Origin of the sequence: Rhizobium sp. BK008, assembly GCF_014197345.1 — a bacterium.
Taxonomy (GTDB): Bacteria; Pseudomonadota; Alphaproteobacteria; order Rhizobiales; family Rhizobiaceae; genus Rhizobium; species Rhizobium anhuiense.
This window is the reverse complement of the sequence record NZ_JACIFK010000013.1, coordinates 21,566-48,223: the sequence shown is the minus strand read 5'-3', so window position 1 is coordinate 48,223 and position 26,658 is coordinate 21,566. Positions and strand designations below refer to the sequence as shown.

Annotated in this window: 22 protein-coding genes and 3 pseudogenes; 15 read left to right on the top strand and 10 right to left on the bottom strand. The window is 59.1% G+C overall.

Going from position 1 to position 26,658, the window contains the following annotated elements; translation table 11 throughout:
* The first annotated feature begins 138 nt into the window (after positions 1-138).
* Positions 139-2,100, top strand: a complete 1,962-nt coding sequence (locus tag FHT69_RS32325) for a PAS domain S-box protein (protein WP_409527539.1) — start codon at positions 139-141, stop codon at positions 2,098-2,100.
* An 86-nt stretch (positions 2,101-2,186) separates the two neighbouring features.
* Positions 2,187-2,503, top strand: a pseudogene (locus FHT69_RS32320) (response regulator transcription factor).
* A gap of 135 nt (positions 2,504-2,638) precedes the next feature.
* Here the strand turns inward: FHT69_RS32320 and FHT69_RS32315 are convergent.
* The gene (locus FHT69_RS32315; RefSeq protein ID WP_183906505.1) at positions 2,639-3,019 is read right to left on the bottom strand and encodes a response regulator; all 381 of its coding nucleotides are present in this window, start codon (positions 3,017-3,019) and stop codon (positions 2,639-2,641) included.
* A gap of 437 nt (positions 3,020-3,456) precedes the next feature.
* Between FHT69_RS32315 and FHT69_RS32310 the strand changes: the two genes are divergently transcribed.
* From FHT69_RS32310 to FHT69_RS32290, 5 genes are all read left to right on the top strand, one after another.
* Positions 3,457-4,308: an SDR family NAD(P)-dependent oxidoreductase gene (locus tag FHT69_RS32310; protein WP_183906503.1), complete on the top strand. Its 852-nt coding sequence runs from the start codon at positions 3,457-3,459 to the stop codon at positions 4,306-4,308.
* Between the two features lie 759 nt (positions 4,309-5,067).
* Complete coding sequence (locus tag FHT69_RS32305) at positions 5,068-5,274, top strand: hypothetical protein (RefSeq protein WP_183906500.1); 207 nt, start codon at positions 5,068-5,070, stop codon at positions 5,272-5,274.
* Between the two features lie 558 nt (positions 5,275-5,832).
* The gene (locus tag FHT69_RS32300) at positions 5,833-6,336 is read left to right on the top strand and encodes a ferritin-like domain-containing protein (RefSeq protein WP_183906498.1); all 504 of its coding nucleotides are present in this window, start codon (positions 5,833-5,835) and stop codon (positions 6,334-6,336) included.
* Between the two features lie 255 nt (positions 6,337-6,591).
* Positions 6,592-6,873 (top strand): hypothetical protein, encoded by a 282-nt coding sequence (locus FHT69_RS32295; RefSeq protein ID WP_246780785.1) that lies wholly within the window; start codon positions 6,592-6,594, stop codon positions 6,871-6,873.
* A gap of 74 nt (positions 6,874-6,947) precedes the next feature.
* Positions 6,948-8,906: an AI-2E family transporter gene (locus tag FHT69_RS32290; protein WP_183906496.1), complete on the top strand. Its 1,959-nt coding sequence runs from the start codon at positions 6,948-6,950 to the stop codon at positions 8,904-8,906.
* 244 nt (positions 8,907-9,150) lie between these two features.
* Here the strand turns inward: FHT69_RS32290 and FHT69_RS34450 are convergent.
* Together FHT69_RS34450 and FHT69_RS32285 are read right to left on the bottom strand one after the other, a co-directional pair.
* Positions 9,151-9,455: pseudogene (locus FHT69_RS34450) on the bottom strand (GFA family protein); the annotation flags it as partial.
* Positions 9,452-9,724, bottom strand: a complete 273-nt coding sequence (locus FHT69_RS32285; RefSeq protein ID WP_183906495.1) for a hypothetical protein — start codon at positions 9,722-9,724, stop codon at positions 9,452-9,454. The pseudogene FHT69_RS34450 and the gene FHT69_RS32285, both read right to left, overlap by 4 nt.
* A 120-nt stretch (positions 9,725-9,844) precedes the next feature.
* On the opposite strand from FHT69_RS32285, the gene FHT69_RS32280 reads away from it, so the two are divergent.
* The 3 genes from FHT69_RS32280 (at position 9,845) to FHT69_RS32270 (ending at position 10,926) form a co-directional block, all read left to right on the top strand.
* Entirely contained in the window at positions 9,845-10,084 is a 240-nt protein-coding gene (locus FHT69_RS32280) for a hypothetical protein (protein WP_183906493.1), read from the top strand.
* 73 nt (positions 10,085-10,157) lie between these two features.
* On the top strand, positions 10,158-10,556 hold the full coding sequence (locus tag FHT69_RS34445) for a hypothetical protein (RefSeq protein WP_246780784.1): 399 nt from the start codon (positions 10,158-10,160) through the stop codon (positions 10,554-10,556).
* A 103-nt stretch (positions 10,557-10,659) separates the two neighbouring features.
* A complete protein-coding gene (locus tag FHT69_RS32270) occupies positions 10,660-10,926 on the top strand; it encodes a hypothetical protein (RefSeq protein WP_246780783.1) in 267 nt (88 codons plus the stop codon).
* 260 nt (positions 10,927-11,186) lie between these two features.
* On the opposite strand, the gene FHT69_RS32265 is transcribed toward FHT69_RS32270, so the two are convergent.
* Positions 11,187-11,474, bottom strand: a complete 288-nt coding sequence (locus FHT69_RS32265; protein WP_183906491.1) for a DUF1236 domain-containing protein — start codon at positions 11,472-11,474, stop codon at positions 11,187-11,189.
* Between the two features lie 964 nt (positions 11,475-12,438).
* Positions 12,439-12,987 carry a YybH family protein gene (locus tag FHT69_RS32260; RefSeq protein ID WP_183906489.1) on the bottom strand — a complete coding sequence of 183 codons (549 nt, stop codon included), beginning with the start codon at positions 12,985-12,987 and terminating at the stop codon, positions 12,439-12,441.
* Between the two features lie 97 nt (positions 12,988-13,084).
* On the opposite strand from FHT69_RS32260, the gene FHT69_RS32255 reads away from it, so the two are divergent.
* Complete coding sequence (locus FHT69_RS32255; protein ID WP_183906487.1) at positions 13,085-14,059, top strand: LysR family transcriptional regulator; 975 nt, start codon at positions 13,085-13,087, stop codon at positions 14,057-14,059.
* Positions 14,060-14,229: 170 nt separating this feature from the next.
* Here FHT69_RS32255 and FHT69_RS32250 read toward each other — a convergent pair whose 3' ends face one another.
* The 4 genes from FHT69_RS32250 to FHT69_RS32235 form a co-directional block, all read right to left on the bottom strand.
* Positions 14,230-14,601 carry a hypothetical protein gene (locus FHT69_RS32250; protein ID WP_183906486.1) on the bottom strand — a complete coding sequence of 124 codons (372 nt, stop codon included), beginning with the start codon at positions 14,599-14,601 and terminating at the stop codon, positions 14,230-14,232.
* 474 nt (positions 14,602-15,075) lie between these two features.
* Positions 15,076-16,314 (bottom strand): phosphoglycerate dehydrogenase, encoded by a 1,239-nt coding sequence (gene serA, locus FHT69_RS32245; RefSeq protein WP_183906484.1) that lies wholly within the window; start codon positions 16,312-16,314, stop codon positions 15,076-15,078.
* Positions 16,315-16,701: 387 nt separating this feature from the next.
* Complete coding sequence (locus FHT69_RS32240; RefSeq protein WP_183906482.1) at positions 16,702-18,318, bottom strand: bifunctional diguanylate cyclase/phosphodiesterase; 1,617 nt, start codon at positions 18,316-18,318, stop codon at positions 16,702-16,704.
* A 284-nt stretch (positions 18,319-18,602) separates the two neighbouring features.
* Positions 18,603-19,505 (bottom strand): LysR family transcriptional regulator, encoded by a 903-nt coding sequence (locus tag FHT69_RS32235; protein ID WP_183906480.1) that lies wholly within the window; start codon positions 19,503-19,505, stop codon positions 18,603-18,605.
* Positions 19,506-19,611: 106 nt separating this feature from the next.
* Here FHT69_RS32235 and FHT69_RS32230 point away from each other — a divergent pair, with 106 nt between their 5' ends.
* From FHT69_RS32230 to FHT69_RS32215, 4 genes and pseudogenes are all read left to right on the top strand, one after another.
* Complete coding sequence (locus FHT69_RS32230) at positions 19,612-20,421, top strand: putative hydro-lyase (protein ID WP_183906479.1); 810 nt, start codon at positions 19,612-19,614, stop codon at positions 20,419-20,421.
* A gap of 80 nt (positions 20,422-20,501) precedes the next feature.
* The gene (locus tag FHT69_RS32225; RefSeq protein WP_183906477.1) at positions 20,502-21,776 is read left to right on the top strand and encodes an MFS transporter; all 1,275 of its coding nucleotides are present in this window, start codon (positions 20,502-20,504) and stop codon (positions 21,774-21,776) included.
* A 91-nt stretch (positions 21,777-21,867) separates the two neighbouring features.
* Entirely contained in the window at positions 21,868-25,509 is a 3,642-nt protein-coding gene (locus FHT69_RS32220; protein WP_183906474.1) for a hydantoinase B/oxoprolinase family protein, read from the top strand.
* A 34-nt stretch (positions 25,510-25,543) separates the two neighbouring features.
* Positions 25,544-25,717 (top strand): annotated as a pseudogene (locus FHT69_RS32215) (GMC oxidoreductase); the annotation flags it as partial.
* Between the two features lie 232 nt (positions 25,718-25,949).
* Here the strand turns inward: FHT69_RS32215 and FHT69_RS32210 are convergent.
* Positions 25,950-26,642 carry a hypothetical protein gene (locus tag FHT69_RS32210; protein ID WP_097596153.1) on the bottom strand — a complete coding sequence of 231 codons (693 nt, stop codon included), beginning with the start codon at positions 26,640-26,642 and terminating at the stop codon, positions 25,950-25,952.
* Positions 26,643-26,658: the final 16 nt, after the last annotated feature.

Genomic DNA, 26,658 nt, shown 5'->3' with positions numbered 1-26,658 from the left:
GCCGTTAAACTCTTGACGCACTAGTCGCTAGTCGACGGAACTAGCGCGGAGGAGTGTCTGATGCGTATAGTTTCGGTAAAGATTGATGGAAAAGTCGCGAGGGGTGCTATATCCCGGTTTTACTCGAACTGATTTGGAATAAGCATGCTGCCTGAAGCGACCACCGACACCGTGGTGGACGACCGTTACCGCATTCTCGTCGATGGGATCACCGACTACGCGATCTACATGCTGGATGCCAACGGCTATGTCAGTAGTTGGAATGCGGGCGCGCAGCGGTTCAAGGGCTATGGCAAGGACGAGATCCTCGGAGCCCATTTCTCCCGCTTTTACACCGAAGAAGACCGCAAGCGGGGTCTGCCGCAGCGCGCGCTCGACACCGCCACAAAGGAAGGCAAGTTCGAGAACGAAGGCTGGCGCGTCCGCAAGGATGGCGAACACTTTTGGGCGCATGTGATTATCGATGCGATCCGGGACGGGACCGGCACCCTGATAGGATTTGCAAAGATCACCCGCGATCTGACGGAGCGTAAGCAGGCGGAGGACGAACTGCGGCGGAGCCAGGAGCAGCTAAGGCTGCTCGTGCAAGGCGTAACCGACTACGCTATCTATATGCTCGACCCCGAAGGCAAAGTCTCGAGCTGGAACCAGGGCGCGCAGCGGATCAAGGGCTATACTCCTGAGGAGATTATCGGCGAGCACTTCTCCCGCTTCTACACCGACGAGGACCGCGCCGATGGCCTGCCGACGCAGGCACTGAAGATCGCATCGACCGAGGGACGCTTCGAGCACGAGGGCTGGCGTGTCCGCAAGGACGGCACCCGCTTCTGGGCCAGCGTCATCATTGACCCGATCAGGGCCGAAGACGGCACGCATATCGGCTTCGCCAAGGTGACCCGCGACGTCAGCGAGAAGCGCGCGGCGCAGGAAGCGCTTATTCAAGCCCAGAAGATGGAAGCGCTCGGCCAGCTCACAGGCGGCATGGCGCATGACTTCAACAACCTGCTGACCGTCGTGATCGCAAGCCTCGAGATGGCCCGCAAACGCGCAATAAAGGGGAAGGACGTCGTCAGTCTACTCGACAACGCACTTCAGGGCGCGCTGCGAGGCGCGGCGCTCACCCAGCGCCTCCTCGCGTTCTCCAGGACGCAGGAACTGTCCTTCGAAGCCGTTGACGTCAATGATCTTGTAAGAGGCATGGCCGATCTTCTTCAGCGCGCGGTCGGACCTGAGACGGTCATCCAGACCCAGTTCCCGCTCTCGCTCCCGAAGGTAAAGTCAGACCCCAACCAGTTTGAAAGCGCACTGCTGAACTTGTGCGTCAACGCTCGCGATGCCATGTCCGGAGGCGGCACGATAACAATTTCTGGAGAGCGTGCGTCCATCTCGACGCAGAAGACCCCCGACGATCTCGCACCAGGAGATTACGTTCGCCTTTCTGTGAAAGACGAAGGCGAGGGTATGGACGAAAAAACCCTTGCCAGCGCTCTGGAGCCGTTCTTCACGACCAAAGGCGTCGGAAAGGGGACGGGCCTCGGCCTTCCAATGGTGCAGGGACTTATGGCGCAGACCGGTGGCAAGCTGGTTCTCCGGTCTCGGAAAGGCGAGGGTACCACGGCCGAACTCTGGCTGCCGGCAGCCGAAATGCAGGACGATGGGGCCGTAGTATCGCCGCCAACGGAGCCGGTGCTTGAAACTGCTGCAGAGTCACTCAGCGTACTTGCCGTCGATGACGACGTACTGGTCCTCATGAACACCGTGCTCATGCTCGAGGACCTCGGCCACAAAACGGCGCAAGCGGCCTCGGGAGTAGAAGCCCTCCAGTATCTTGAAGACGGTTTCGTCCCGGACGTCGTCGTCACCGATCACGCCATGCCAGGCATGACGGGGTCGGAACTCGTCTCCAAGATAAGGCAGCAGTATCCACACATCCCGGTCATTCTCGCGACAGGCTACGCCGAACTGCCTCAGGGTGCCGATCCAGATGTTCTCCGCCTGCCCAAGCCGTTCAACCAGACGCAGTTAACTGGTGCGCTCCAGCAGGCCGTCGAAGGGCCTCCCAGGATAGCGACATCCCTTCGTCCTCTGCGAAGAAATTAGAGGTATAGCTCGCCAAAATTCTGATCGCCCGGAACTCCAGCCGGACCTGCAAGTTAAAGTCGAAATCGGAATTGCGGAATTGAAGGATGGCCTTGAAAATACTTGTCGTTGAAGACGAACCCGTTCTCCTGATGGCAGCAGTGGACCTCGTCGAGGACGCCGGATTCGAGGCACTGCGCACAACGCGGATGAGGCGATCGTCCTTCTCGAGACCGATCCAGACATCGCTGTGCTCTGGACGGATATTGACATGCCCGGCTCGATGGACGGGCTCAAGCTTGCCGCAGCTGTGCGGGATCGTTGGCCCCCGGTTGAAATTCTGATCGTGTCCGGAATGCGGCGGCCGGCGGACAGTGAGATTCGTGGGCTGCCGATCCGTCCTGATCGGCATCGATCCGCATGAACGAAACAACCCAATCGGCAGGCATGGCACCGGGAACGTCGTCGGCCACAATGATCGATAAGATTTCCTCGACCGTGTCGACACCGCTGCGGGTCGACCGGCCTTCGCGTTCCAGCGTCCAGAGGTGGCGTGTCGTCAGGTCCCGGACTTAAGCCGACGGTCGGCCCCGCACAAGGCTGTCTCGACGGCTTCCACAAGCTGCTCAGGCGAGGTCGGCTTCATCAGAACATGACCTTCTGCGAACGCGGGTTCCAGCTCGGAAACGGATTCGGTCTCGCCCGAATAGACAATGAACGGAATGTCGCAATTGACGAGATGCCGCGCGACGGCAGAGCAGACCCCGTCCGAGAGGCGAGGGTCGACGATTGCCGCAGACGGCGAGTTCTCCTTCAGCCAGGAAACGGCGTCTGAACCGGTCGAGAGCGTTACGAAGCTGCGCTGGCCACATTCCTCCAGAACCGTCTCGATATCGAGCGCGATAAACGGTTCGTCTTCAAGGATGAGGATCGTAGGCATATTTCTCCTTCTGGGGTAGCGCAAGAGTATCGAAAACGACCGTGCCTGTCACTTCCGACTGAAGTCCGAATAAGATCCGTGCGGAGTGGCCGTCAATCAAAACATCGTGGGCGTCCACTGCTTTATTTAGCATTTTCTTATCTATCCGTCGTTGACTTTCCTTGCCGCTGAATCAGTCCGATGCATAGGTAGGAGAGGTGGCTTCATGCAGAAAGCAGTCCTGGTAGTGGAGGATGAAGCGCTCATTCGCTTCGTCGCGGTCGACGTTCCTCGAAGACGACGGTTATGTAGTCTATGAGGCGGGCTCCGTCCTCGAAGCCTCATGCCCGCGGGCATCGCCCGTCGCGTAACAGAACTTGATCTTTTCGTGCACAAGCCACGCGCTTGCGACTCTCGCTCGTTCTCTATACGTTCCAGACGGAACAAGGAGAAATGATATGGGCCTAGAGGGCGAAGTCTTTCTTGTGACAGGCGCAAGCCGAGGGATTGGTCGCGGCGTGGCTTTGGCACTTCTCGAGGCAGGAGCCACCGTACATGTCACCGGGCGAACTCGGACTGAAGCAGAGGCATTGGTGCATCCGCAAGGATCTGGCTCGCTTGAGGGCCTCCGCGAGGAAGCGGAGAGCTCGCCCGGTCGATTGAGCATACATTATTGCGATCATGCCGTGGACCGCCAAACCGAAGCTGTCATTGCCGACGTTTTGGACCGGCACGGTAAGATCGACGTTCTCGTCAACAACGCCTGGCCAGGTTACGAGAACATGGTTGAAAGCGATGAATTCACGTGGGCGCGCCCATTCTGGGAGCAGCCGATGTGGCGTTGGGAGGCCATGATCGGGGTCGCGCTACGCACTGCTTTCGTTGCGTCCCGCTTGGCAGCGCCCGCCATGGTCGCTAAGCGTCGTGGATTGGTCATCAATATCTCGTTCTGGGCAGCGGAGTTCTTCGAAGGGAACGCGATTTACGGCGTCGCCAAAGCTGGCGCCAACAAATTAGCCGCCGACTGCGCGCACGATTTGCGGCCACATGGCGTAGCTGCCCTGGCGCTTTACCCCGGACTCGTGCGCACTGAGGCGGTGTTGCGCGCCGCCGAGTACCTTGATCTTTCGAACTCGGAGTCACCGCGCTTCATTGGCCGCGTGGTAGAAGGGCTCTGGCGGGATCCGCAGTTGATGGCCAAATCAGGATCGGTCCATGTGGCCGCGAGCCTGGCGGAAGAGTATGGGATCGTCGACATCGACGGCACGCGGGCCCGGCCACTCGTGAGAGGTGACTTCACAGATCATTGACGAGATAACCGAGTCTCGATCCAAGATGGGTCAGGTAGATGTCGTCGGCCTTGTTCGGCTATGGCCGTCAGAGGCCTGCAGGCCAACTAAGCGAGCCCTCTTGCAGGCCTGCGTCGCCTTCATGTAGCCCTGCGATCAGAGGCTCGACGCCATTCACCTTGACCCGGCCGGCGCCGCGCCGCGCAGCAAGAACTCGGTTGGGTCGACCCGCTTTCAGGACGACGGCACTGAGGGCGACCTCATGTCTGTGGCAATCCAGCGGCCAACTGCGTCGCCACTGCGAGGCGCGCCTGTTGAAGGTCGCTTGTCGCTAGAACGATGACCTCCATATCGCAACCTCGTTCATATCGATCGGTTCGATGACAGGAGGCTTCCTGCTGAAGAGCGCGCGCAGCCGAACGACATGACGTCGGCGGAACGGTTGGCGTCGCGGATCGTCCGACGAGCCGTGTCGTTCGCAACGTGTATTCGGAGGTTCCGCAGCCAACGCGAGGAGGCAGATGCCGGCGTTCGTCACGATCCCGGCAAGTGGCTGGTTAAGTTCATGTGAATGATTTTCAATGACCTACGACCTGATGCGGGCCAGTTCTTCGCCCCGTCCGGGACTGATGAGATGCCGCGCTGAGATCATAGAGCCTGCGTTTCCGGCCTAATCTGAAAATTGCCAGCTTCATCGGAACCGTCCGAGGCCTTACGGATTACCATTGACGTTGCCTGCCATCACACAGGAAGCGCTGGCGCAGCGCCATGAGGAGCGACATGACAGAGAGCGACGCACTCCGCGAGGAAATCTCCCGGCTTGCCGCAGCGGCCGAAGCCGACCCAAAAACAACGTCGAATTTAAAGTCGCTCGCCGTCCAGCTCTGGGCAAACTTCAACGACTTTGCGGTCGAGGATCTGGAAGATATCCTGAGGGACGAATGGAGGGCTCGTGGCCTGCCGTTCAACGACAACGCGGAAATATAGGGATTGCGCAAGATCGTCTTTCGCGGCGAGGTGAATCGGCCTGAGGCAAGATCGAGATCCGCTGCACGGTACGAAATCGGGGAAACCAGCGCGTGACTGACGCCAAGGGTCACCTTCCGGTCGGCGAGAGCATCATCACAGGCTACCTTACAGCGGAGCTGCACATCGACACTTGAAAGTGAAGAGCCGAAACTTCCACTGATCTAAGGAAGTCGTCGGCTTTCCCGAACTTGCTAGCCTTCCGAGGACGATGGGTGCGGCTGCAGTTTTGAAAGCTATGGATCCCATGACACGATCCGCGAGACATGTCTCCACGATGTGAACCGCTGTTCGCAGTCGGAGTATATTCGGGCGTGCAAGGAACTAAATCTCGGCTATGCAGTTGCTTGCTCACGGTCGTGTGATCGCGGCCGAACCGAAAAAGGTATTTTTAAATCAAGCATGACTATGCCGCGACGCAGCCACCGCTCGTCGCCCGATGCCTTCGCCCAATGACCGCTTCAACTGAGCCTTGACGTGGCCACGCATCCCATCATCGATAAACCAAGGATCTCCATCATGGCCAAAGAGCCCAAGACACTCGACATTCTCTTTCACGACACGTTGAAGGACGTCTATTTCGCCGAGCATAAGATCGTCGCCACGCTTCCAAAGATGAACGCCGCCGCCCAGAACAAGCAGCTCAAGGACGCCTTCATCAAGCATCTGGCCGAAACCAAGGTGCACGTTGAGCGCCTTGAGGAAGTCTTCAAGATCATAGGCAAGAAGCCGGAACAGAAGACCTGCGACGCCATGATGGGCATCGTCAAGGAGGGCTCGGAGATCATGGAAGAGTATGCGGGCACGCCCGCCCTCGACGCCGGCCTGCTCGCCGCCGCGCAGGCTGTCGAACATTACGAGATGTCGCGCTATGGAACGCTGCGCACCTGGGCGCTCGAGCTTGGCATGAAGGACGCCGCGAAGCTCTTGCAGACGACGCTCGACGAGGAACAAGCAACCGACATCGCCCTGACGTCGATCGCGACGAAAGTCGTTAACCAGAACGCCGAGAAGGCTGCCTAACCATTCGTCCGGCCGGCTCGCCTGGCCGGACATCTTCTCTCTTAGACACCCCCGTCTGCCAGCAAGGGTTTCCATGACGAACAGAACGATGGCCGCGACATCCAACCAAGCGACTGGACGAAGCTTCGCGTGACGACGGAGACCGGGTCATGCTTCCTGCGGCTGTCCGCAGGCAGTTAATCCGCACTCGGCCGATACGCTCGCCGACTGCCCATGCTATAAGATGCGTCCGGCCCGGCTGAAAGCGGGCCGTTGATGAACATGGTTCTCAACTTGTCTGCCGAGGCGCCTGGCTACTGGCCCGACGAGTTCACGGATGCGTGGAAACAACCCCCACCCGCAATGATGCGGCAGGCTGTCGTGGAACGCAGCAAGCTCACCTCGACTTGCATGGCATTCGAACTTCACGGGCAGCTCGACCAATTGAACGAGGTGATATCGGCGACCAACGACGTCTGTCGCCTCGGCACCGAGCAAGTCGCGCTTAACCAGGACGGCGAACTCAGAGACTTGAAGGCCAAGCTGAGATACGACTGAGCATCTACGAATAAGATGTGCGCCTCCATCCAGGTCGAGCGCAAAAGTTTTCCTTTGAAGATAGGGTGCGGGCGGTGAGCGGAGCGGAACTTTCAAAGACGACCACGAAGGGGCCGACCGGCGAACCCTATCGACTCGCAGAGGGCGAGCTTCGCAGCAAGCTGTCGGGCAGCACAATATTGATTCTCATTGGAGTGGCCGTCGTCCTCCGGCTGGGTCAGGAGATCTTCGTTCCCCTCGCGCTGTCGCTTCTCCTTGCGTTCACGCTTGCCCCGATCGTCTCTTTCCTTCGCAAGCGATCCGTTCCAAAGATCGCCGCTGTTCTTCTCGCCGTTGTGTCAGCGTTTTGCGCGATCGCCGTATTCAGCATGGTCGTGGCGACACAGGTGACGAATCTTGCGGAGAACATCCCTACCTATCAGAGAAATCTGGTCGACAAGGTTCATTCCCTCGCCCAAGCGGGCGCCGGAAACGGCGTCATCGACCATCTGAGCAGGGCGGTCGAACGCGTCGGCGCCGAGATCCAGACGCGGGCCGTCGAAAGCAAGAGCCCGACGGCCCAGACCCCCACGACTCGCGAACCGATGCCAGTCGAGATCGTGACACGTTCGGATCCGATCCAGACACTGGGCAACCTTCTTCTGCCGCTCATTAGCCCGTTCGCGACCGCTGGTCTCGTGGTCGTGCTGGTGATCTTCATGCTCCTCGAGCGAGAAGAACTGCGCGACCGTTTCATCCGGTTAGTTGGTTTGGGAGACCTTCACCGGACGACCGCGGCTCTCCAGGACGCAGGCAAGCGGGTCGGGCGATACCTGCTGATGCAGCTGGTGGTGAATACGCTCTATGCCGTGCCGATCTCCATCGGCCTGTGGGCGCTCGGCATTCCGAACGCCATCCTCTGGGGGCTACTCACACTTGTTCTGCGGTTCGTGCCATATATCGGCGCGATTATCGGCATGATCCTTCCGTTGTTTCTGGCCCTCGCGATCGCGCCTGGCTGGTCGCTCGTGGTCTGGGTCGGCGCTCTCTATCTGACGACAGAACTGATTAGCAATAACGTGCTCGAGCCATGGCTTTACGGGGCCAACACCGGTCTTTCGCCGCTGGCGATCATTATTTCGGCGATCTTTTGGTCGTGGCTGTGGGGGCCGCTGGGACTGATGCTCTCGACGCCTTTGACTGTTTGTCTGGTCGTGCTCGGAAGACATGTCCCCCAGTTCGGCGTCCTCGATGTCCTGCTTGGCAACGAGCCGGTTCTGGAGCCTCACGAGAAGCTCTATCAGCGTCTCCTCGCGGGCGATCCGAACGAAGCCTCCGATAACGCCGAGGAGTTCCTGCAAGAGGAATATCTCGTCGACTATTACGACAACGTGGGCCTTCCTGCGCTCCTGCTTGGCGAGACCGACCGTCAGCGCGGCGTATTGTCGGAAAACCAGATCATGCTGGTGGCGTCCAGCTCGCTGTCTTTGGTGGAGAACCTGTCGGACATTGCGGAGGAGGAGGAGAACGAGGGCGAGACCGCATCGGACGCAGGTGTCGAAACGGGTTCCGAGCGGGAACTTCCCGAAGGCCAGGGCCGCTCCTTATTGTGCATCGGAGGCCGCGGCGGTTTGGACGACGCCGCCGCCGCGATGCTTTCGCAGGTGCTGGAGGTCCAGGGAGCAAAGTCAACGACGTCATCATATTCCGATCATGCCGCGCGAGGCTCTCTCGCTTTTCCCGTCGAAGGGGTCGACACGGCGATCGTCATATATCTAAACGGCAATTCGAAGTCTCGCGCCCGTCAGATCGTTCGACGACTGAAGCGACTTAAGCCTGACCTGCGCGTAGGGCTTCTCATGCCGACGGCGAATGGCCTGGACTATGCGCCGATCGACCCGTCCGAGATCGATGCCGACTTCGTCGAGACGTCGATAGCGCAGGCGGCCCGATCCGGCCTAGTCATGTCGACGCCCGTAAGTCTCAAAACCGTAGTTCGGAAGATTGCGCGGCGCGGACTGCCCTCCGGCAGGCCATCCGCTGCATCGAATTGAAAATCGGTCCTCCTTCGCCGCTCGTATTCCTTGACGGTGGTGGTGCTTTCGTTTCCCGCCGCCCAGAAAGAGTCGCCTTCAGCCCATCAGAAATCAACGGACCGACGATGCCGAGATAACTTCGGAAGTACATGCTCGCCAGGAAGGCGGCACAGAGGGCAGATAGAGAAGTGCGCATCAATTCCTCGCGAGAAAACCACGCGCCGTGGCCGGGCTTGAGGTTTAGGTCTAGCTTATCGCGAGGTCTTCGATCCTCAAGGAACTGCTCTGCCCTTTGCCGGGTCGGAGCCAAGTTTCGCGGCGCTTGATCCACAGTTCGTACGTGGGCGTCAGGGGCGTCGGAGCCTCGGTCAAACCGCCTAGCTTGATTTCGGCCTCATGGCAGTCGGCCGAGAACCTCCACATCCGGGACAGAACCGGCGACCATCATAGTCGCTCGTCTCACCTACCCGCTTTCTTGCCTGCAGTCCGTGCAATGGCAGTTGCCAACAGGCTCAGCGGGCCTCGGACGGCAATTCGAACGTCCCCGCACTTGCAAGATCCGGTCAGCGTCGTCCTCTCGTCGAACCCTTGGCGTCATCATCCACGACCTCGGTATCCGGCCGGTCGCCGCCATCCACGTGCTCCGTCTGCCAGCTCCCATCGGCGACTTGATAGGATATCTCGGCGTCGCGGCCTTCGAGGTGCTGCCGGTCCGCCGCAGATTTGGCGGCTCTGAGCGCCGTGTCATGATCAGGAAAGGTCTCGGACCAAACGTCGCCGAGCCTGTATCCAAAACCGCCGTCATGCTCGCCGACATGATATGAGAGCTTCGTCATGCAAATTCCTCCGTTGGAGGGACGTATCTAGTGCGGGCGGAGGGACGGTCCAATCCTTCGGTGGCAGGTTGAAGCTCTTTTTCGCAGTCCTACTTGTTGGAGGATGGAAGGAGTACTTGAATGAAGAATGAGCCCGACAAGCCCGACTTTAAGACGATGTCCGAAGCCGTGCAGGCTTGGTACCGCTTCTACGAGGTGGATCCGAAAGACGGCCTTTCCGACGTACTTTGCCAGGCGGCGATTGACTTCTACCAGGATGGGCATCGCACTTCTGACGATATCGCGACGGCGCTCATCGGAACTTACGTCGGTATCCACGCCACGCGAGTGAACGCGCCGACCTCTGCCGCGTTGCACTGATCCCAGACGGGGGACCGCTTTGTTTCAAACAGCCTCCAACCTCAAAATCCTTCGCGAGGAACTTTCAGATCACATGGAGCTTCCCGAATATTTTTTGGGAATGCACGCCTTTTTCGATGGAGAGGTCGTGTTCGCCCGCGACGTCGTCCAGGTGAACTTCGATCTGTCGCCGTTCCCCGCGGATTTCGACAGCGTCTGGAGCTGGTTTAAGGAACAGCTTCGCGGTCAGACCGAGCAGGAGACGTTCGCGTACGAACTCGCTTTTGCGATCGACGGCGAAGATGACCCGGCGATGGTGAAGCTCATGGAGATTACTCGAGGATCGGGCATGACAATCTGGATGATCGATCTCGCGCATCAGGACACGCCGACGGATGGCAAGCGATACGTCGTAGTCTGCGTGCCGGACAAGAAGCGTTCGAAAGAGTTTCGGGAAACCTTCCATGGAAAGAACGCCCTGGCTGCGTCGTAGTCCACCGAGTCGCGGCGTTTGGGGTCGGGGCGGACTCCGGTTTTGTTGGAACCGCTTTGGCCACCAGGGGTTAGCCTACGAGGAACAACCGCGGAGAAGACCCATGTCGTTCAACGTACTGATTGTCGAAGATCAGCCCCTGATCGCTCTCAATTTACAGGATACTGTCGAAGAGCTCGTAGGTATCGCCAGCAACATGTATCAGGCCTTGATGTTCTCTGGCGACGTGGACATGGCGTTTGTCGACGTCAACCTCGAAGACGGGCCGACCGGGCCAATCGTGGGCCGTACTTTGGCAGACGCGAACGTGTCTGTGCTCTTCATGACCAGCGATCGGGCGCGATCCGAGGCGGCGTGCCCGGTACGCTAGGCGTCATCCAGAAACCGGTCCTCGATCTCGAGCTGGTCGAAGCGATCCAATACGTCGCCTATTCGTCCCTGGGTCACCACCACAAACGGTGAAGATCCACGAGTGGAGAGGGTCAAATTCGATGAACAAATTGTTCCTTCGTTCCTCGGTTGCTCAAAGAACTCAACTCTTGACCCGCCAGCGTACGGTGCCTGATGGGGACATAGGTGGAATGACAGGGGAATCGCGGGCCTTGGAAATAGGCCCGCGATGCTTTCAATTTATTGGACGACCTCAATCACGGTGCGGGTCTTCGGATTGACGAGCACACGTTTTTTGTTGACGACTACATAACCGTAATCAGGTTGGTCGGGGATTGTGTGGATCTCGACCGTGTCAGGAAGCGCCGTGCCGACTGCGACGTCACCTTCAAAGGTGACGGATGGCGTTTCCTGTTTTTGGACATAGGTCTTGACCTCGCCAGGAACGACGACCGTCGTTGTCTGTGCCACCGCCGCTCCTCCCAGTGATAGAAACAGCGATGCGGCAGAGATGACCAGTATTTTCATAATATCCTCCGATGTTTTTGAGTGTCCCGGTAAACTCCATCGATGAGATTTAGTTCCTGCTCTACACGGAATGCCTGCGGGCCAATAGGAGACGATAGACTCTCCATCATGCTGCAGGAGCTCATCACGAATACGACAAAAAAAGCAGCTCCGTTGACCGGAATAATTGAACGGAAGGCGCTGAGCATGGTACCGCGAGTGCGCTGGTTCGGCGGAGCCGGTTAGCGGTTCGTTCCCTTTCAGGGGCTCAAACGCGAGCGGTATCCTATTTCAGAGCCGGCGTTCGCCCTCGACACGTCAGGGTGGCCCGCTATCCGCTCCAAGAGGAATATGCGACGCCCGGGATCGGGCGTGAAGCATGGGGGATACCTCGAAAGAGCGGAAGACGGACGAGACGATTCGGCGCTCTCTCTCGACCGGACGGGCTCAAACCCGCCCCCGGCCTATCTCTCACTCTTGCGCGGTCGGCGCCCGTTCCATTGCTCTGGCTTCCGGCGGAGGCGATGAGACGCCTTTTCATGACAATCATCCCCAGGCTTTGATGAGTACGACCATGCAACATCCTGCTGTGATGGTCATCGCACAAGGGTGCGAGGCCAGTTGAACCGAACGAGGTCTCCGATCAGGATATCGTCACGGCCATGCTTCTCCAGCCACGTATGGCGTGGAATCTTAGTACCACAGTGACCACGAGTCCGCCCAGACCGCAGGCAATATTGACGGCCGTGAGCTAGTTCTGCGCCGGCGGTCCGAGCCATGCCAGGAGCAGCTGCATCAGGAAGCTCGCAAAGCCCGGCAGGATGACCGGCAGCGTTATCCGGCGCGAATAGGATCGGTGGTAGGCGGCATAGTCATCAACGACCTTTCGCGAATAGCGGATAGATGACGAGCTGGGCGAACCAGAGCTACGCCGATGACAAGGTGGCGACCGCGAAGGCCGCGACGGCTAAAGCCTGGGACGCTGTCATTGACCGTCCTCCGGACCCGGCTTCTGCGCCCGGCTGCCGAGCGTGATTTGGCCGGCGTCCTTCAGGCTGATGCCCCGGGCGAGGGGGTCGGCATGGCGATGCGCCAGTAGCCAGCGGCCGGCGTCGCGCCGGAAAACGAGCGTCACGCGCAGTGTCCAGTCCTGCGCGGGCAGCGAACCTACTGCGACATGCGCGGATTCGTTCGCGACGAGAACGATCATGTCATCCGATCGGTAAGAGGCGACCAGATCGAAGCGGGCGTCGCGCCCGCCTTGGAAAAAGCGACCTATCTGCTCCCAATGGGCGTCGGACTTGGGAGAGCCGGTAGGAGCGCCGCCGAAGGGGTCCATGAGAATGAAGTCCGCAGCGATGTGTATCGTGCGGCGATAGGCGGCGATGTCGCCGCGCATGAGGTGCGCATGGGCTTCGGCAGCTTGGGCAGCGACAGCCTCGATCTCCCGCGCTTCGTCGCTCGCGGAAGCATTGGGGGTCTCGGAAGTGAGCGCGAGCGCTGCCAGCAGGCTCAGGCCAAGGGTGGATATCATGTCAGGGTCCTTTCGCTGGAAAGCGGTCAAGCGCGACCGCCTAGCGAAGACAATGCCGCTTGGAGCGTGGTGAATAAAGTGATATGATTTCATTAATATGTTGCACGAAATCGATCTCTCTCGCGCTGACCTCAATCTGCTGGTGCTGTTCGAAGCCGTCTACGCCGAGCGTCACGTCGGCCGGGCTGCGGCCCGGCTGAACCTCTCGACCTCGGCGGTCAGCCATGGGCTGGGCCGGCTGCGTCGCCTGCTCAACGACCCGCTGTTCCTGAAGACGCCCAAGGGCGTCGTGCCGACCGAGCGCGCCGAAGCGCTTGCGCCCGGCATCAACGAAGCCTTGCGCCAGGTCCGTTCGGTCGTGGCCCGCGCCGAGCCGTTCGATCCCGCGACGACGCGGCGGCGCATGGTGATCGGGGCGCCCGATGGGGTCTCCGCGGTCTTCCTGGACCACTTGGTGCTCGACATTGCTCGCTATGCGCCGGGTCTCGACCTCGGCATCCGCCAACTGTTGCCGCTCGCCGAAGACGAAACGGGAAGCCCTTGGCGCGGCGCGTTTCGCGAACTCGAAACCCGCGCGGTCGACATCGCCGTCATTCCTTCCGAAAAGGGGCCGTTGCGTTTCGAAAGCCGTGTGCTCTACGAGGAGGATTTCGTGCTGGTGCTGCGGCGAGACCATCCCTTCCTCGCGCGTCCGACGATCGAGGGTTATTGCGTGAGCGGCCATCTCGTCGTGTCGCACAGCGGCGATCCGCATGGCTTCGTCGATACGCTTCTCGCGCGCCATGGTCTGGCACGGCGCGTGGCGCTGACAGTGCCAAACTTTATGTTCGCCTGCGCCATCGTCGGCGAGACCGACCTGATCTGCGCCGTGCCCAGGCGCTTTGCCGAACGGTTCGCGCCCGGCCTCGGGGTCGCCATGACGGAGCCGCCGTTGTCGCTAGGTGAATTCCGGCTCACCGCCTTTGTACCGCGCTCCGCGATGGCCGACGCCGGGCTGACATGGATGCTCGACAAGCTCGGGGCCGCTGCGCGAGGATCATCATTTGTCATGGCGACGTCGGACCCGGCGTAACCTGTATGACGCAACTCTTCATGGAACGGTGCCAGTCAGCAGAACCGCCCAACCGGTTTCGCCCGGGTCAACGGTGAGTGGGAGGTGTCCGTCCGGTAATGGTGGGCTGCGAAATCGAGCGTGAAATCACTAATTCCGCCTGAGTAACTGTGCTTCCGCCAGCGTCAGAATTATATCCGCGCGTCCGATTCAGAATTGTGCACGAAGCCGATCACCTTGGGCATGTGCACCACGACGTTGGTCACGCGGCGGAGTCCGATCTGGTTGCCCTCGATCGTGTCGCGAACGTCGCCGGCAGGCAGACCACCCCGTACCAGCATCTCCAGAGCAGCAGCCGTCTTTGCACGGCGCTTTATGGGAGCCGTGACGGCGAAGATCACGGTCTGCCCATCGGGTACGACCCCAGTCAGGGCGACTTTCAGGCCGCTGACCAATCGCAGAACCGATTTGTCAAATAGCAGGCGAATCTGGGCGGCAAGGATGCTCTCTATGATCTTCTCCTCGATCATGGAAGTATTGATCGCCGACGATCCTTCATTCATGCCAACGTTTCCTACGTACAAGAGATTGTAGCGCAACGATCGGGAAAGGGCAGTAGCGGCGATCTTGATGTTGCGGTCGCACGATCAAATGTTCATCGCGAATTTCCCTCGCGATGCGGTCGGCGAGCCAGCGGCCGGTGCTGCTCCATTAGAGGGTCCGGCCGGTGGAAAGGTCGAGGACATGGGCACCGCCGGAGATGCAATCGATGACGGGCTCCGAGGCAATGTTCGTCCATTGGAATCCCCAGCGACCGGTTAGGCCGAAAGCCTCGGCGCAGCGTGTCACGAAGGTGATCGCGAGCTGCTGGTCGGCTGTGCCGGGGCCCTCAAGCTCCTCCAGACCCTCACTGAGGTGTCTCGAGGAAAGCCTGGAAGAGCGAGTTTGCGACAGCAATGGTCGAGGACAACCATTCGCCCATGGTCATGCTGCCTCCCGCTGGCACTTTAGAGCCGGGAAAAGGCACTCCACTTGCGTTAGTAAACCAATCGAGCCCGTATCGTTCCTTGGATCTGGCGGAGTGCATCAAGTATGTCATTTGCGGTTTGGCCAACGCCTTCGACTTCAACAACCACGTAACCCGTTTCGCCGTGCGTCTGCAGGAACTCGCCCACAATATTAAGTCCACGAGACGAAAAAATCGTATTCAGATTGTTGAGAATGCCAGGGCGATTTTCATGAACATGGATGAAACGCGTGCCGTTTGGACGTGGCGGCAGTTGAACCTGGGGAAAGTTGACAGCGCCTAGCGTCGAACCGATGTCCGAATATTCAACAAGCTTCCTCGGGACTTCTCTTCCAATGCGCTCTTGGGCTTCTTCGGTCGACCCTCCAATATGCGGGGTCAGAATGACATTATCCAAACCTTGCAGCGGGGTTTCAAAACGCTCTTTGTTTGATGCCGGTTCCCTCGGGAACACGTCCACAGCCGCGCCTGCGAGATGTCCTTCCTTCAAAACCTTCGCGAGCGCTTCAAGATCCACCACGGTTCCGCGGGCGTTGTTGATGAAAATGGCTCCCTTTTTCATCCTGCGCAGTTCAGCTTCAGTTATCATGTTTTGTGTCGAGCTGGTCTCTGGAACATGCATCGTCACAAAATCTGAGATTTCGAGGAGCTCGCCGAGCGTTGCCATCGATTCTGAATTGCCGTGGCGAAGCTTGTCCGAAGGATCAAAATAGCGAACGTTCATACCCATGCTTTCGGCGAGAACGCTTAGCTGCGAACCGATATTGCCATATCCCACGATGCCCAGCGTTTTCCCACGCACCTCACGACTACCTTCGGCGGTTTTGTCCCATCCGCCTCCATGAGCGGAAGCCGAACGCGGGAAAATCCGCCTGGTCAGCATTATGATCTCGCCGATCACAAGCTCGGCGACAGAGCGCGTATTCGAATAGGGGGCGTTGAATACCGGGATCCCGCGTCGACGGGCCGCATCCAGGTCGACCTGATTTGTCCCCACAGAGAAACAACCGACGGCCATCAGCTTCTTGGCGGAGCTGAAAATCTCCTCGGTCAGTTGGGTGCGTGAACGAATTCCGACAATATGGGCCTCGGCTATATGACTTTTGAGATCTTTGTCATCCAGGGCCTTCGGCAAATAGGTCAGGTTGACGTAGCCGGATAAAGCGAAGTAGTCCACCGCGCTCTGACTGATCCCTTCCATCAGAAGCACGGAAATTCGATCGCGAGGAAGAGAAAGTTGTTCGGTCATTGAAGTGCCTCGGAGTCTCGAATTCTATCTGGCCGAAGAGCGTCCGACACAAGGACGCACTGCTGTGGCAGCGTGACTTAGCGACCATCCGATGAGCAGCGCAAGAACAAACTCAACTTCGTCGGAGGGCAGTATGCCTTTCCCGCATCGCCGCCGATGATCATTTCCGGTTCGACGGCATATATTTCCATTTGAGCGGATATCCTCTCGTGGTCGCTGCTTTATTCGGCACGGGTGGCGACAGCACGGGGACTGGGCTTGAAGGGGTTCCCACTCTCATCTGCTCCAGGAACCGGTTGCAGTCGCTCAATTGGTGGCCGAGATCTCGCAATGCTAACGAATGCTCGTCGATCATCGCTATTTCGCCGTCGAGCAGGCTTGTTGGAATTACAGCATCTCGAACGAAGCTTGACGCAGAAATTCACGAAGAGCCTCCGCAGACATCGGGGCGCCCAAGAGGCTTCCTTGCAGCCGGTCGCATCGTTTTCTGCGGAGCCAGGACGCTTGGCCGATAGTCTCGACACCCTCCGCAGTGACTTGCATCCCCAATCCATGCGCAAGGCTGATGATGAAGCGCACGATCGTCTGACTCTTCGGGTTTGTTTCGACGTCCTTGATGAAGTGCTTATCGATCTTGATCGTGTCGAATGGGAAGTTCTGCAGGTAGCTCAGGGATGAATAGCGGGTGCCAAAGTCGTCGAGGGCAATCCGGATGCCCAAGACCTCGAGAGTGTGGAGGATGTCGAGATTGTCGGTCGTGCGCTCGAGCAGGACGGTCTCGGTTATTTCGAGCTCCAGCCTCTCGGCCGGGTACCCGACCTCATCGAGGATTTCGGTTATGCGGTCGGTGAAGCCGGCGAGCAGGAACTCCGCCGGCGAAAGGTTGACCGCCACGATGAAATGCGAGGGCCATCTCGATGCCTCGCGGCAGGCCTGTTCGAGCACCCACGCTCCAATATCGCCCATCAGTCCGTCCGCTTCGGCCATGGGAATGAAAAGACTGGGCGGAACAACGCCAGCATAAGGATGATGCCAGCGCAGCAGGGCCTCGAATCCGATGATCCCCTCCGCAATCTCGATGAGAGGCTGATACTCAATGAAGAACTGTTGTTCCTGCAGGGCCACACGCAAACTGCGCCGCAGCATTTCACGCTGTTCGAGCATGATCATCATCGAGCGGTTGAACGTCCTTGCGCGGCCGCGACCATCGTTCTTCGCAGCATAGAGGGCGATGTCGGCCGCCTTCATCAGCTGTTCGCCGTCGTCGCCGTCACTGGGCGCAATGGCTATTCCGACACTTGCGCCTACGAACACGGCTATCCCGTCGATGGTAAATGGATCTTTGAAAGCACGGACCAAGGATTCGGCCAGCCGTTCTGCTGCAGCCGGCTGATCGCCAGAGTTTTGAATCACCGCAAATTCATCGCCAGCGAGCCTGTAAGCCCTCGCGTCGTCGCCAAGCACGGCCTGGATCCGCTCCGCCGTCATCTTGAGTACGATATCGCCGGCTCCATGACCAAGGGTGTCGTTGACTGGCTTGAAGTCATCGAGATCGATCTGCATGAGCGCAAGCTTGCGAACCCCGGATACAGGTAAGTTAGCCTCGAGGTCGGTGCTGAACTGCCGACGGTTCGCGAGTCCCGTCAGTGCATCATGCCGAGCTTGATGGAGAAGCAGGGCCCGATCGGAATCTTCAATCGGCGAAAGAGCACTCCCGGTTCGCGTTTCGATGACGCCAAGCCCCCGTTCGGTGGAGAAGAGGAGAAGACTGCGTCTGGCGTTCGACGGGCCTGGGTCAATCGAAATATTGCGGGGAAGGCCGCCGGCCAGCACGGATTCAACAGACGCCCTGCTGCTGGTTTTTTGAAGCTCCGGATATACCTGCCATAGAGTTACGTCCCCCGAAGCTACGACGCTCTGGTAGGCCTCGGCGACCTTTCCTGAGCATTTGACCAGTTTCAGGCTATTTCCATAAAAGGAAACAAATTCTGCTCGATCGTGCATGGACGCAGCCAGTTGGAATCTTTCATTCCCTCGGATGACGAGGAATTGCTAGTATGGCGACAGACCCTTCAATCATGTCTCGCCTGTTGTCAAAAGACAACTAAGGAGGGCTTTTTGAAGGAAAGCAATCCGCGACCATGAGCGCCACGAGCAGACCATCCGAAGGCTTCAGACCGTTGATCGAGACCAGCCCTTCATCAATGCGGACCGCGATCTGAATTTATTACGGCTTCCCGTTTGTTCAGCGGTACATCTTTTACCCTTCCGCTTCTGCTGTCGGCAATTTATCGACCGGAGACCAACTCCGCCTGTTGCACGGCTCGGGAAGCGATTGCGACCACTTCTTCCAGAGTGCGACGGTCGGGCGTCCCAAGCCAGGCGGCAACAAAGTGAAGATCCGGAAGACTTGGAGCGATATCGAGTTCCACCAGTCTTCCCGAGTTGAGTTCGAGCGCGACGATGGCCGGCGGAATAACGGCAATGCCCAAACTGTCCAATGCCATGCGGATCAGCGTGGCGAGCGACGAACTCGCGTAGATTCTGGGCGTCGGCAGGGCGGGATTGGAAAACAGTTCAGTTACCTGCACATAGGGCTGCGTGTTGCGCGCGAAGGTGAGGATGGGCCAACGCGCGATCTCCTCCAGCGAACCGTCCTTGAGATCGGCCTTGATCTTCGGACTGGCGACAAAACTCACCGGAAACCGGCACAGTTGGCGTTGAATGACGGCAGGAGCGCTCAATGGCCCGACGAGAAACGCCAGATCGATTTTCTGCTGGAGCAACCGCTCGCGCAGATTTGTCGAAATATCGACCTCGATCTCCAGCGCAAGCTTGGGGTAGGTGCTGCTCACCTGTTCGAGAAAGCTCGGAAGCCACGTATGGACGATTGTCTCTGCTACTCCCAGCTTGAATGTGCCGCTGAGATGGGTTCGGTCGGCGACCGCGTGGAGCATTTCGGCCCGGAGCCGGAGGAGCCGGTCGGCATAAGTCAAAACCTGTCGTCCAGCGGGCGTGACCGACAATGTCCGGCTGGACCGATCGAAAAGCTGGGTCCCGAGTTCCTCCTCCAACTGCGCCACCCGAACGGAAATAGCCGGCTGGGTCGTGTTTAGCTTCTCAGCCGCCGCTCGGAAGCTCTCGAGCTGCGCGATCCACAACACCGTTTCAAGCGCCTTGAAATCCACCATCCATCAGCCTCCGATAAATAGAATTTATCGAGAATTATGAAAAATGACAATTTGAAATTATCTGGTTTTTTGCGGATGCTCGTGTCCAAAGAAACGAGGTGTCACCATGAACATAGTATCGAACCTTCAGGGGCAGGATCTCTCCAACCCGCTCGCCGTGCGGACCGCCTGCAGGAACGGCAGTTGGGTCAAGGAAACAAGCGGCACCGCCCCCGGCTATGTCCAAGCCAATCTCGCCATCCTGCCGAGCGCGCTGGCGGATGATTTCCTGCGCTTTTGCGTGCGCAATCCCAAGGCATGTCCGGTCGTCGGCATATCAGAAAAAGGCTCGCCGCGCATTCCGGAACTGGGTCTGGATCTCGACATCCGGACGGACGCACCGAGATACCGCGTCTGGGAAGGTGGCGAACTTATCGGCGAACCTGCCGACATCAGCGACCTCTGGAGCGACGATCTTGTCGTCTTCGCTATCGGCTGTTCGTTCTCCTTCGAGGAAGCGCTGATTGCAAATGGCATCGGGCTTCGCCACGTCGCCGAGGGGCACAACGTGGCCATGTACCGGACGAATATCGAATGTGTCCCCGCGGGGCCGTTCTCCGGCCCGATGGTCGTCTCCATGCGGCCGCTCGCCCCAGCCGAGGTCATCCGGGCGGTCCAGATCACTTCGAAAATGCCGGCCGTCCACGGCGCACCCATTCACATTGGCTTGCCGGCGTCCATCGGGATCGAGAACCTCGACCGACCGGACTACGGCGATCCGACCCGCATCATGCCCGACGAAATGCCGGTCTTCTGGGCATGCGGGGTAACACCGCAAGCCGTCATCCAGACCGCCCGCCCGAAGTTCGCGATCACGCATGCGCCCGGCTGCATGCTGGTGACGGATAAGCCGAACGCGGCTCTCATCGCCTTCTAGCCGAGGCAATCACGCTCCGCCAATAAGAACTGGGAAAATTGCGGGGCCATGGCAAACTCAACAACGAAAAGGGGAATGACATGACAGACAATTACGCCGTCTCAACGCGAGCCGAGCCGCGAAGCTGGTATGGTGAATTGACGCAGCCAGGCAAACGCACGTTCTGGGCGTGTTTTTCCGGATACGCGCTGGATGCGTTCGATGTCCAGATCTACAGCCTCGCGATACCGGCGATCATTGCCACGCTTGCCATTTCCAACACCGATGTCGGGATCATCGCCACGGTGACGCTTCTCGCCTCCGCACTCGGCGGCTGGTTTGCCGGCATCCTCGCCGACCGCTTCGGGCGCGTTCGCACCTTGCAGATCACGGTTATCTGGTTCGCCGTATTCACCTTCCTCAGCGGCTTTGCCCAAAATTTCGAACAACTTCTCGTATGCCGTGCGTTGATGGGGCTTGGTTTCGGTGGCGAATGGTCGGCCGGCGCGGTACTGATGGCCGAGGTTATCGCAGCCACGCACCGTGGAAAAGCGGTCGGCATGGTGCAGAGTGCCTGGTCTGTCGGCTGGGGTGCAGCCGTTTTGCTGTCCACCATCCTGTTCAGCCTGATGCCGCAGGAAGAGGCGTGGCGCGGGCTCTTCTGGGCTGGGCTCGCGCCCGCCATTCTCGCCATCATCGTGCGCCGGTTCATCCGGGAACCTGAGGTCTACACCGCTTCGCAGAAGAAGCTGAAAGCCTCCGGCGAGGTCGTCCGCATCACCGAGATATTCGCACCCTCGATGCTCGGCCGCACCATGCTGTTGTCGTTGATGACCACCGGTGCGCAAGGTGGCTATTATGCAATCGCCACCTGGCTGCCGAGCTTCCTCAAGACGGAAAAGCATTTGAGCGTTATCGGCAGCGGCGGCTACCTCGCCGTCATCATCATCGGCTCGTTCTTCGGCTATGTCACCGGCGCTTATCTGTCCGACATCATCGGCCGCCGCAAGAAGTTCATGCTGTTTGCGATCGGTGCGATGGTGACCGTCGTGATCTATACCTACCTGCCGATCAACAACACGCTGATGCTGTTTCTCGGCTTCCCGTTGGGCTTCTTCGCTTCCGGCATCTTCGCGGGAATGGGCGCCTTTCTGACCGAGAATTTCCCGACCCGCACGCGTGCGGCAGGGCAGGGCTTCACCTATAATTTCGGCCGCGGCGTCGCTGCCCTTAACCCGACGCTGGTGGGCATTGCAACGGCCGCCATGCCGCTTGGTAAGGCAATCGCCATATTCGCCGTCATCGCCTACCTGCTGGTCATCGTTGCCGCTTTCATCCTGCCCGAGACAAAGGGCAAGGAATTGGCAGCCGACTGACACTCCCCGGATTGCGGTGACGCGCTGCAATCCGCCTCTTTTCCAAATCGACGAAACAAGGACCGTGCCTTTCCGCGCGGATGGACAAGTCATGAGTGAATCACATTGGAATTTCTGGATCGATCGCGGCGGTACGTTCACCGATGTCATTGGACGCGACCCCGAAGGCCACCTGCATGCCCGCAAAATGCTGTCCGAAAATCCCAGCGCCTATCGGGATGCGGCCGTTGCCGGCATAAGGGCATTGATGGGCCTTGATGCGAGCGAGCCGATACCCGCCGGCGCCATCGGCGAGGTACGCATGGGAACCACGGTTGCGACCAACGCTCTCCTGGAGCGCAAAGGCGAGCCGACTGCCCTGATCACCACGCGCGGCTTCCGCGATGCCTTGGAGATCGGCTACCAGGCGCGGCCCGATATTTTCGCCAAGCACGTCGTCAAACCGGAGTTGCTCTATGGCTTCGTCGCCGAGATCGACGAGCGCGTTTTGGCCGATGGCGAAGTCGAGAAGGAATTGAACGAAGCGGAAGTCCGCAAAGCCTTGGAGGAGATCAGCGCGCGCGGCTTCAAGTCTATCGCCATCGTGCTGATGCATGCTTACCGCTATCCAAGCCATGAACAGGCGATTGCCGCGATCGCTCGCGGGATGGGCTTTCCGCAGGTTTCCGTCAGCCACGAAGTGTCGCCGCTCGTGAAGTTCGTCGGTCGCGGCGACACGACGGTCGTGGATGCCTATCTTTCGCCGATCCTGCGCCGCTATGTGGCGCAGGTGACGGAAGAACTGGATATCGAACGGACCGGAGCCCGGTTGACCTTCATGACCTCATCGGGCGGATTGACTGCCGCCAGCCTGTTCCAGGGAAAGGATGCCATTTTGTCTGGGCCCGCGGGCGGTGTGGTCGCTCTTGCGCAGACCGGCGCAGAAGCCGGTTTTGCAAAAGTGATCGGCTTCGACATGGGCGGCACCTCGACGGATGTTGCACATTTTGACGGAGAATATGAGCGGACATTCGAAACCCAGGTCGCCGGCGTCCGCATGCGCGCGCCGATGATGCAGATCCATACGGTCGCGGCCGGCGGTGGATCGCTCCTGCGCTATGACGGCGCGCGTTTCCGCGTCGGCCCGGAATCCGCCGGTGCCAATCCCGGTCCCAAGGGTTATCGCAGGGATGGGCCACTCGCAGTTACCGATGCCAATATCATGGTCGGCAAGCTGATACCCGACATGTTCCCACCGATCTTCGGCGAAAGCCAGGACCAGCCTCTCGACTATTTCGCGGTCAAGGCCGCCTTCGACGCGCTCGCCGAGGAGATTGGTGACGGGCGGAGCGGTGAAGAGGTGGCCGACGGCTTTCTCAAGATCGCCGTCGCCAATATGGCGGAAGCCGTGAAGAAGATCTCGATCGCACGGGGATACGATGTCAGCACCTATGCCTTGAACGCGTTTGGCGGGGCGAGTGGCCAGCACGCCTGCATGGTGGCAGATGCGCTCGGGATGACGAAAGTCCTCGTCCATCCATTCTCAGGCCTGCTGTCCGCCTATGGCATGGGGCTTGCTGACATCCACGCCATGCGCCAGGCATCGCTCGATTTGCCTCTCGCTGCCGATAGCATTCCGGCAATCGTCAGGGCAGCGCAGCCCTTGTCCGAAGAGGCGTTCCGCGAGGTCAGCGAACAGGGCATCGAGACCGCAAAGATCACCGTTCATCTGCGACTGCATATCCGCTATGCTGGCGCGGACACCGCACTGGAAGCCACCGCTACCCGGATCACCGCGACGGAAGCCAGCATTGCGCCAGGCCATTTTGACGTCGATGCGCTGAAACAGAGCTTCGAAGCCGCGCACAAATCCCGCTTCGGTTTTGTCGACCATGACAAACCGCTGATCGTTGAGACGCTGGCCGTCGAGGCGGTCGGAGGAGGGCGGCGGGTTGAGCCGGCCGTAAACGCAGTCACCATTGATGTCAGTCTCGATGCCGCCGCCCGAACGCGCTTCTTTTCCGCGGGGCAGTGGCACGAGGCGCCGGTCTATCGCCGCGAGCAACTTTCCTCCGGAAATGTTCTCGAGGGTCCGGCCCTGCTGATCGAGCCCAACCAGACTATCGTGATCGAAGATGGCTGGACAGGCACGCTGACTGCCAGGGATCACGTCGTCCTCGAACGCAAAACCGCCCGATCGCGGTCGCTGGCGCTCGGCACCGCGGCCGATCCAGTCATGCTCGAAATATTCAACAACCTCTTCATGTCCATCGCCGAGCAGATGGGCTTCACGCTGCAAAACACGGCATCGTCGGTCAACATCAAGGAGCGGCTCGACTTTTCCTGCGCGATCTTCGATCGTCATGGCGCGCTTGTCGCCAATGCCCCGCATGTCCCGGTGCATCTAGGGTCGATGGACCGCTCGGTGGAGGCGATCATCGCCGGCAATCCGGTCATCCATGCAGGCGATGTCTTCGCCATCAACGCACCCTATAACGGCGGCACACATTTGCCTGACATCACGGTCTGCACCCCGATTTTCGACGCCGAAGACAACGAAATATTGTTCTGGGTGGCATCCCGCGGCCATCATGCCGACATCGGCGGCATCGCTCCGGGGTCGATGACGCCGAATGCCCGCACCATCGACGAAGAGGGCGTTTATATCGATAACTTCAAGCTCTTGGACCGGGGCCGTTTTCGGGAGGTTGAACTTGCTGAACTGCTGACGGGAGCACTCCACCCGGTCCGCAATCTCGGCCAGAACATCGCGGACATCAAGGCGCAGATCGCCGCTAACCAGAAGGGCGCCGACGAACTCAGAAAGATGGTCGATCAGTTCGGGCTCGACGTCGTCGAAGCCTATATGGCGCATGTGCAGGACAATGCGGCAGAAAGTGTCCGCCGCCTTATTGCCCGCCTTGACGATGCCGAATTCACCTATCCGATGGACCAGGGATGCGAGATTAAGGTGCACATCAGCATCGACCGCACGAAAGGCGAGGCGACGGTCGACTTTACCGGAACATCGCCACAGCAGCCGGACAACTTCAATGCTCCGGAACCGATTACGCGCGCGGCAGTTCTTTATGTCTTCCGTGTCCTCGTCGAAGACCATATCCCGATGAATGCCGGCTGCCTGCGGCCGATCAGAATCATCGTCCCGGGAGGATCGATGCTTGCACCCCGCCGCCCGGCGGCAGTCGTCGCTGGAAACGTCGAGGTGAGCCAGGCCGTCACCAATTGTCTCTTTGGGGCGCTCGGTAAGCTGTCGTCGTCGCAAGGGACGATGAACAATCTGACCTTCGGAAATGAAACACACCAATATTACGAAACGCTATGCTCGGGCGCTCCGGCAGGTGAGGGGTTTTCAGGCGTTGCCGGTGTTCAGTCCCACATGACGAATTCGCGCCTGACCGATCCGGAGATCCTCGAACTGCGCTTTCCCGTCGTACTCGAGGATTTCCACATACGCGAAGGTTCGGGCGGCAAAGGGCACTGGAACGGTGGCGACGGCACTAGCCGCACGATCCGTTTCCGGCGCTCGATGGATTGCGCGATTCTCTCCGGGCACCGCACCGTCAGGCCGTTTGGCCTCGCCGGCGGCGAAGCTGGCGAAACCGGGAAAAACCTCGTGCGCCGCCTTAACCAGAAAATCGAAGTGCTGCCAGGCTGTGCGCAGACGCGGCTTGATGAAGGCGAGGCGATCACCATCGTCACCCCGACCGGCGGCGGCTATGGCGCTCGTCTGTAGGTTCTCCACTGAATGATTTGAACTCACGTTGCCGGATCGCATGTCGATGGTGGACAATGCTCTCAAGGTCTCCGGCACTGACGGCCTTCGTGTCGGCGACTATTCGACTATGCCCCGGATAACCACCGGCAACACGATGGCGCTTTGCTTCGTTATCGGAGAGGGGGCCGCCGGATCTAACCGAGCATCTCACTGCCTTATGGCTTGAGTGGGCGCTTTTCTTGATCTGTCCATGGGGGATTAACAAATGCCCTGCGGCACTCGCGTGGAGTGCCGCAGGGCTTCTAGCGGCCAGCGTGCCCAGACCTCCAAGCCTTTATCCATGACAAAGGACATCATGGATTCAGCGCCGGAAATTGACAGGCCGCGGGATCGTATCCCTTCAAGAGCAGAGACCTCCGTTTCTGTCTAACCCTAAAACGATGAAAATCTCGCAGCCGCTATATCTGCGCGCTGCAAAAGTTGGGGGAAGCCCCGCCCACGTCAATGATAAGCTGCGGGTCGGCATTGTCCATGATTGTGAGCTTTAGAACGCTGCAGTCGTCGTGCTCTCCATTCGCCTCGACTTCACGGCCATGGATTACGGCAAGTTGCTCGTGTGCTGACAGCTCGGCCCAAAAGCCATCCGTGGTGAGTAAATGGACGCCAGGCAAACCGTCCGTTTCCAGGATTTCTGGTGTCATATACTCACGTGAACGAAAGCTCCTGGTGAGAAGATGTCTGGCCGGTGTCTTCGATAGCTCGTCGACTGCGACATATCCAAGCGCATTGGCAAGCGTGTGAGGCTGAGTTTGCCATTGAATTCTGTCGCCTCGATCAATTTGGCCTAGAAGACAGTCGCCGGCATGGATAACTGTCATTCGTGTTCTTGGGCTAACGTGCATAATAGCAAAACTGGCTGAGCCCCGAGGATAACGCGCGCGCAAATCGATATGGATTGCGCGCAGCTGTTTCGAAAAGTTATCGACATCAAGCGCACCTTGTAGACCGCTGAACCAGTCGATCACTCCCCGCACAATCGCTTCGGCATATTCTCCACTGTTCTCGCCTGCGGTAGAGCTATCGGCAATGATGGCCATCACGCCGGTGGTATTTGTTCCAATCCCTGCATGGTCGCGATTGTCTGTGGTCATGGTGCCTTTGCGGGCT

Coding starts and splice junctions, on each gene's coding strand:
- FHT69_RS32230 (WP_183906479.1), top strand. CDS start 19,612: ATGAACATAGTATCGAACCTTCAGGGGCAGGATCTCTCCAACCCGCTC.
- FHT69_RS32255 (WP_183906487.1), top strand. CDS start 13,085: ATGTTGCACGAAATCGATCTCTCTCGCGCTGACCTCAATCTGCTGGTG.
- FHT69_RS32305 (WP_183906500.1), top strand. CDS start 5,068: ATGACAGAGAGCGACGCACTCCGCGAGGAAATCTCCCGGCTTGCCGCA.
- FHT69_RS32315 (WP_183906505.1), bottom strand. CDS start 3,019: ATGCCTACGATCCTCATCCTTGAAGACGAACCGTTTATCGCGCTCGAT.
- FHT69_RS32270 (WP_246780783.1), top strand. CDS start 10,660: ATGTCGTTCAACGTACTGATTGTCGAAGATCAGCCCCTGATCGCTCTC.
- FHT69_RS32310 (WP_183906503.1), top strand. CDS start 3,457: ATGGGCCTAGAGGGCGAAGTCTTTCTTGTGACAGGCGCAAGCCGAGGG.
- FHT69_RS32240 (WP_183906482.1), bottom strand. CDS start 18,318: ATGCACGATCGAGCAGAATTTGTTTCCTTTTATGGAAATAGCCTGAAA.
- FHT69_RS32235 (WP_183906480.1), bottom strand. CDS start 19,505: ATGGTGGATTTCAAGGCGCTTGAAACGGTGTTGTGGATCGCGCAGCTC.
- FHT69_RS32280 (WP_183906493.1), top strand. CDS start 9,845: ATGAAGAATGAGCCCGACAAGCCCGACTTTAAGACGATGTCCGAAGCC.
- FHT69_RS32265 (WP_183906491.1), bottom strand. CDS start 11,474: ATGAAAATACTGGTCATCTCTGCCGCATCGCTGTTTCTATCACTGGGA.
- FHT69_RS32295 (WP_246780785.1), top strand. CDS start 6,592: ATGAACATGGTTCTCAACTTGTCTGCCGAGGCGCCTGGCTACTGGCCC.
- FHT69_RS32285 (WP_183906495.1), bottom strand. CDS start 9,724: ATGACGAAGCTCTCATATCATGTCGGCGAGCATGACGGCGGTTTTGGA.
- FHT69_RS34445 (WP_246780784.1), top strand. CDS start 10,158: ATGGAGCTTCCCGAATATTTTTTGGGAATGCACGCCTTTTTCGATGGA.
- FHT69_RS32225 (WP_183906477.1), top strand. CDS start 20,502: ATGACAGACAATTACGCCGTCTCAACGCGAGCCGAGCCGCGAAGCTGG.
- FHT69_RS32220 (WP_183906474.1), top strand. CDS start 21,868: ATGAGTGAATCACATTGGAATTTCTGGATCGATCGCGGCGGTACGTTC.
- serA (WP_183906484.1), bottom strand. CDS start 16,314: ATGACCGAACAACTTTCTCTTCCTCGCGATCGAATTTCCGTGCTTCTG.
- FHT69_RS32300 (WP_183906498.1), top strand. CDS start 5,833: ATGGCCAAAGAGCCCAAGACACTCGACATTCTCTTTCACGACACGTTG.
- FHT69_RS32260 (WP_183906489.1), bottom strand. CDS start 12,987: ATGATATCCACCCTTGGCCTGAGCCTGCTGGCAGCGCTCGCGCTCACT.
- FHT69_RS32250 (WP_183906486.1), bottom strand. CDS start 14,601: ATGAATGAAGGATCGTCGGCGATCAATACTTCCATGATCGAGGAGAAG.
- FHT69_RS32210 (WP_097596153.1), bottom strand. CDS start 26,642: ATGACCACAGACAATCGCGACCATGCAGGGATTGGAACAAATACCACC.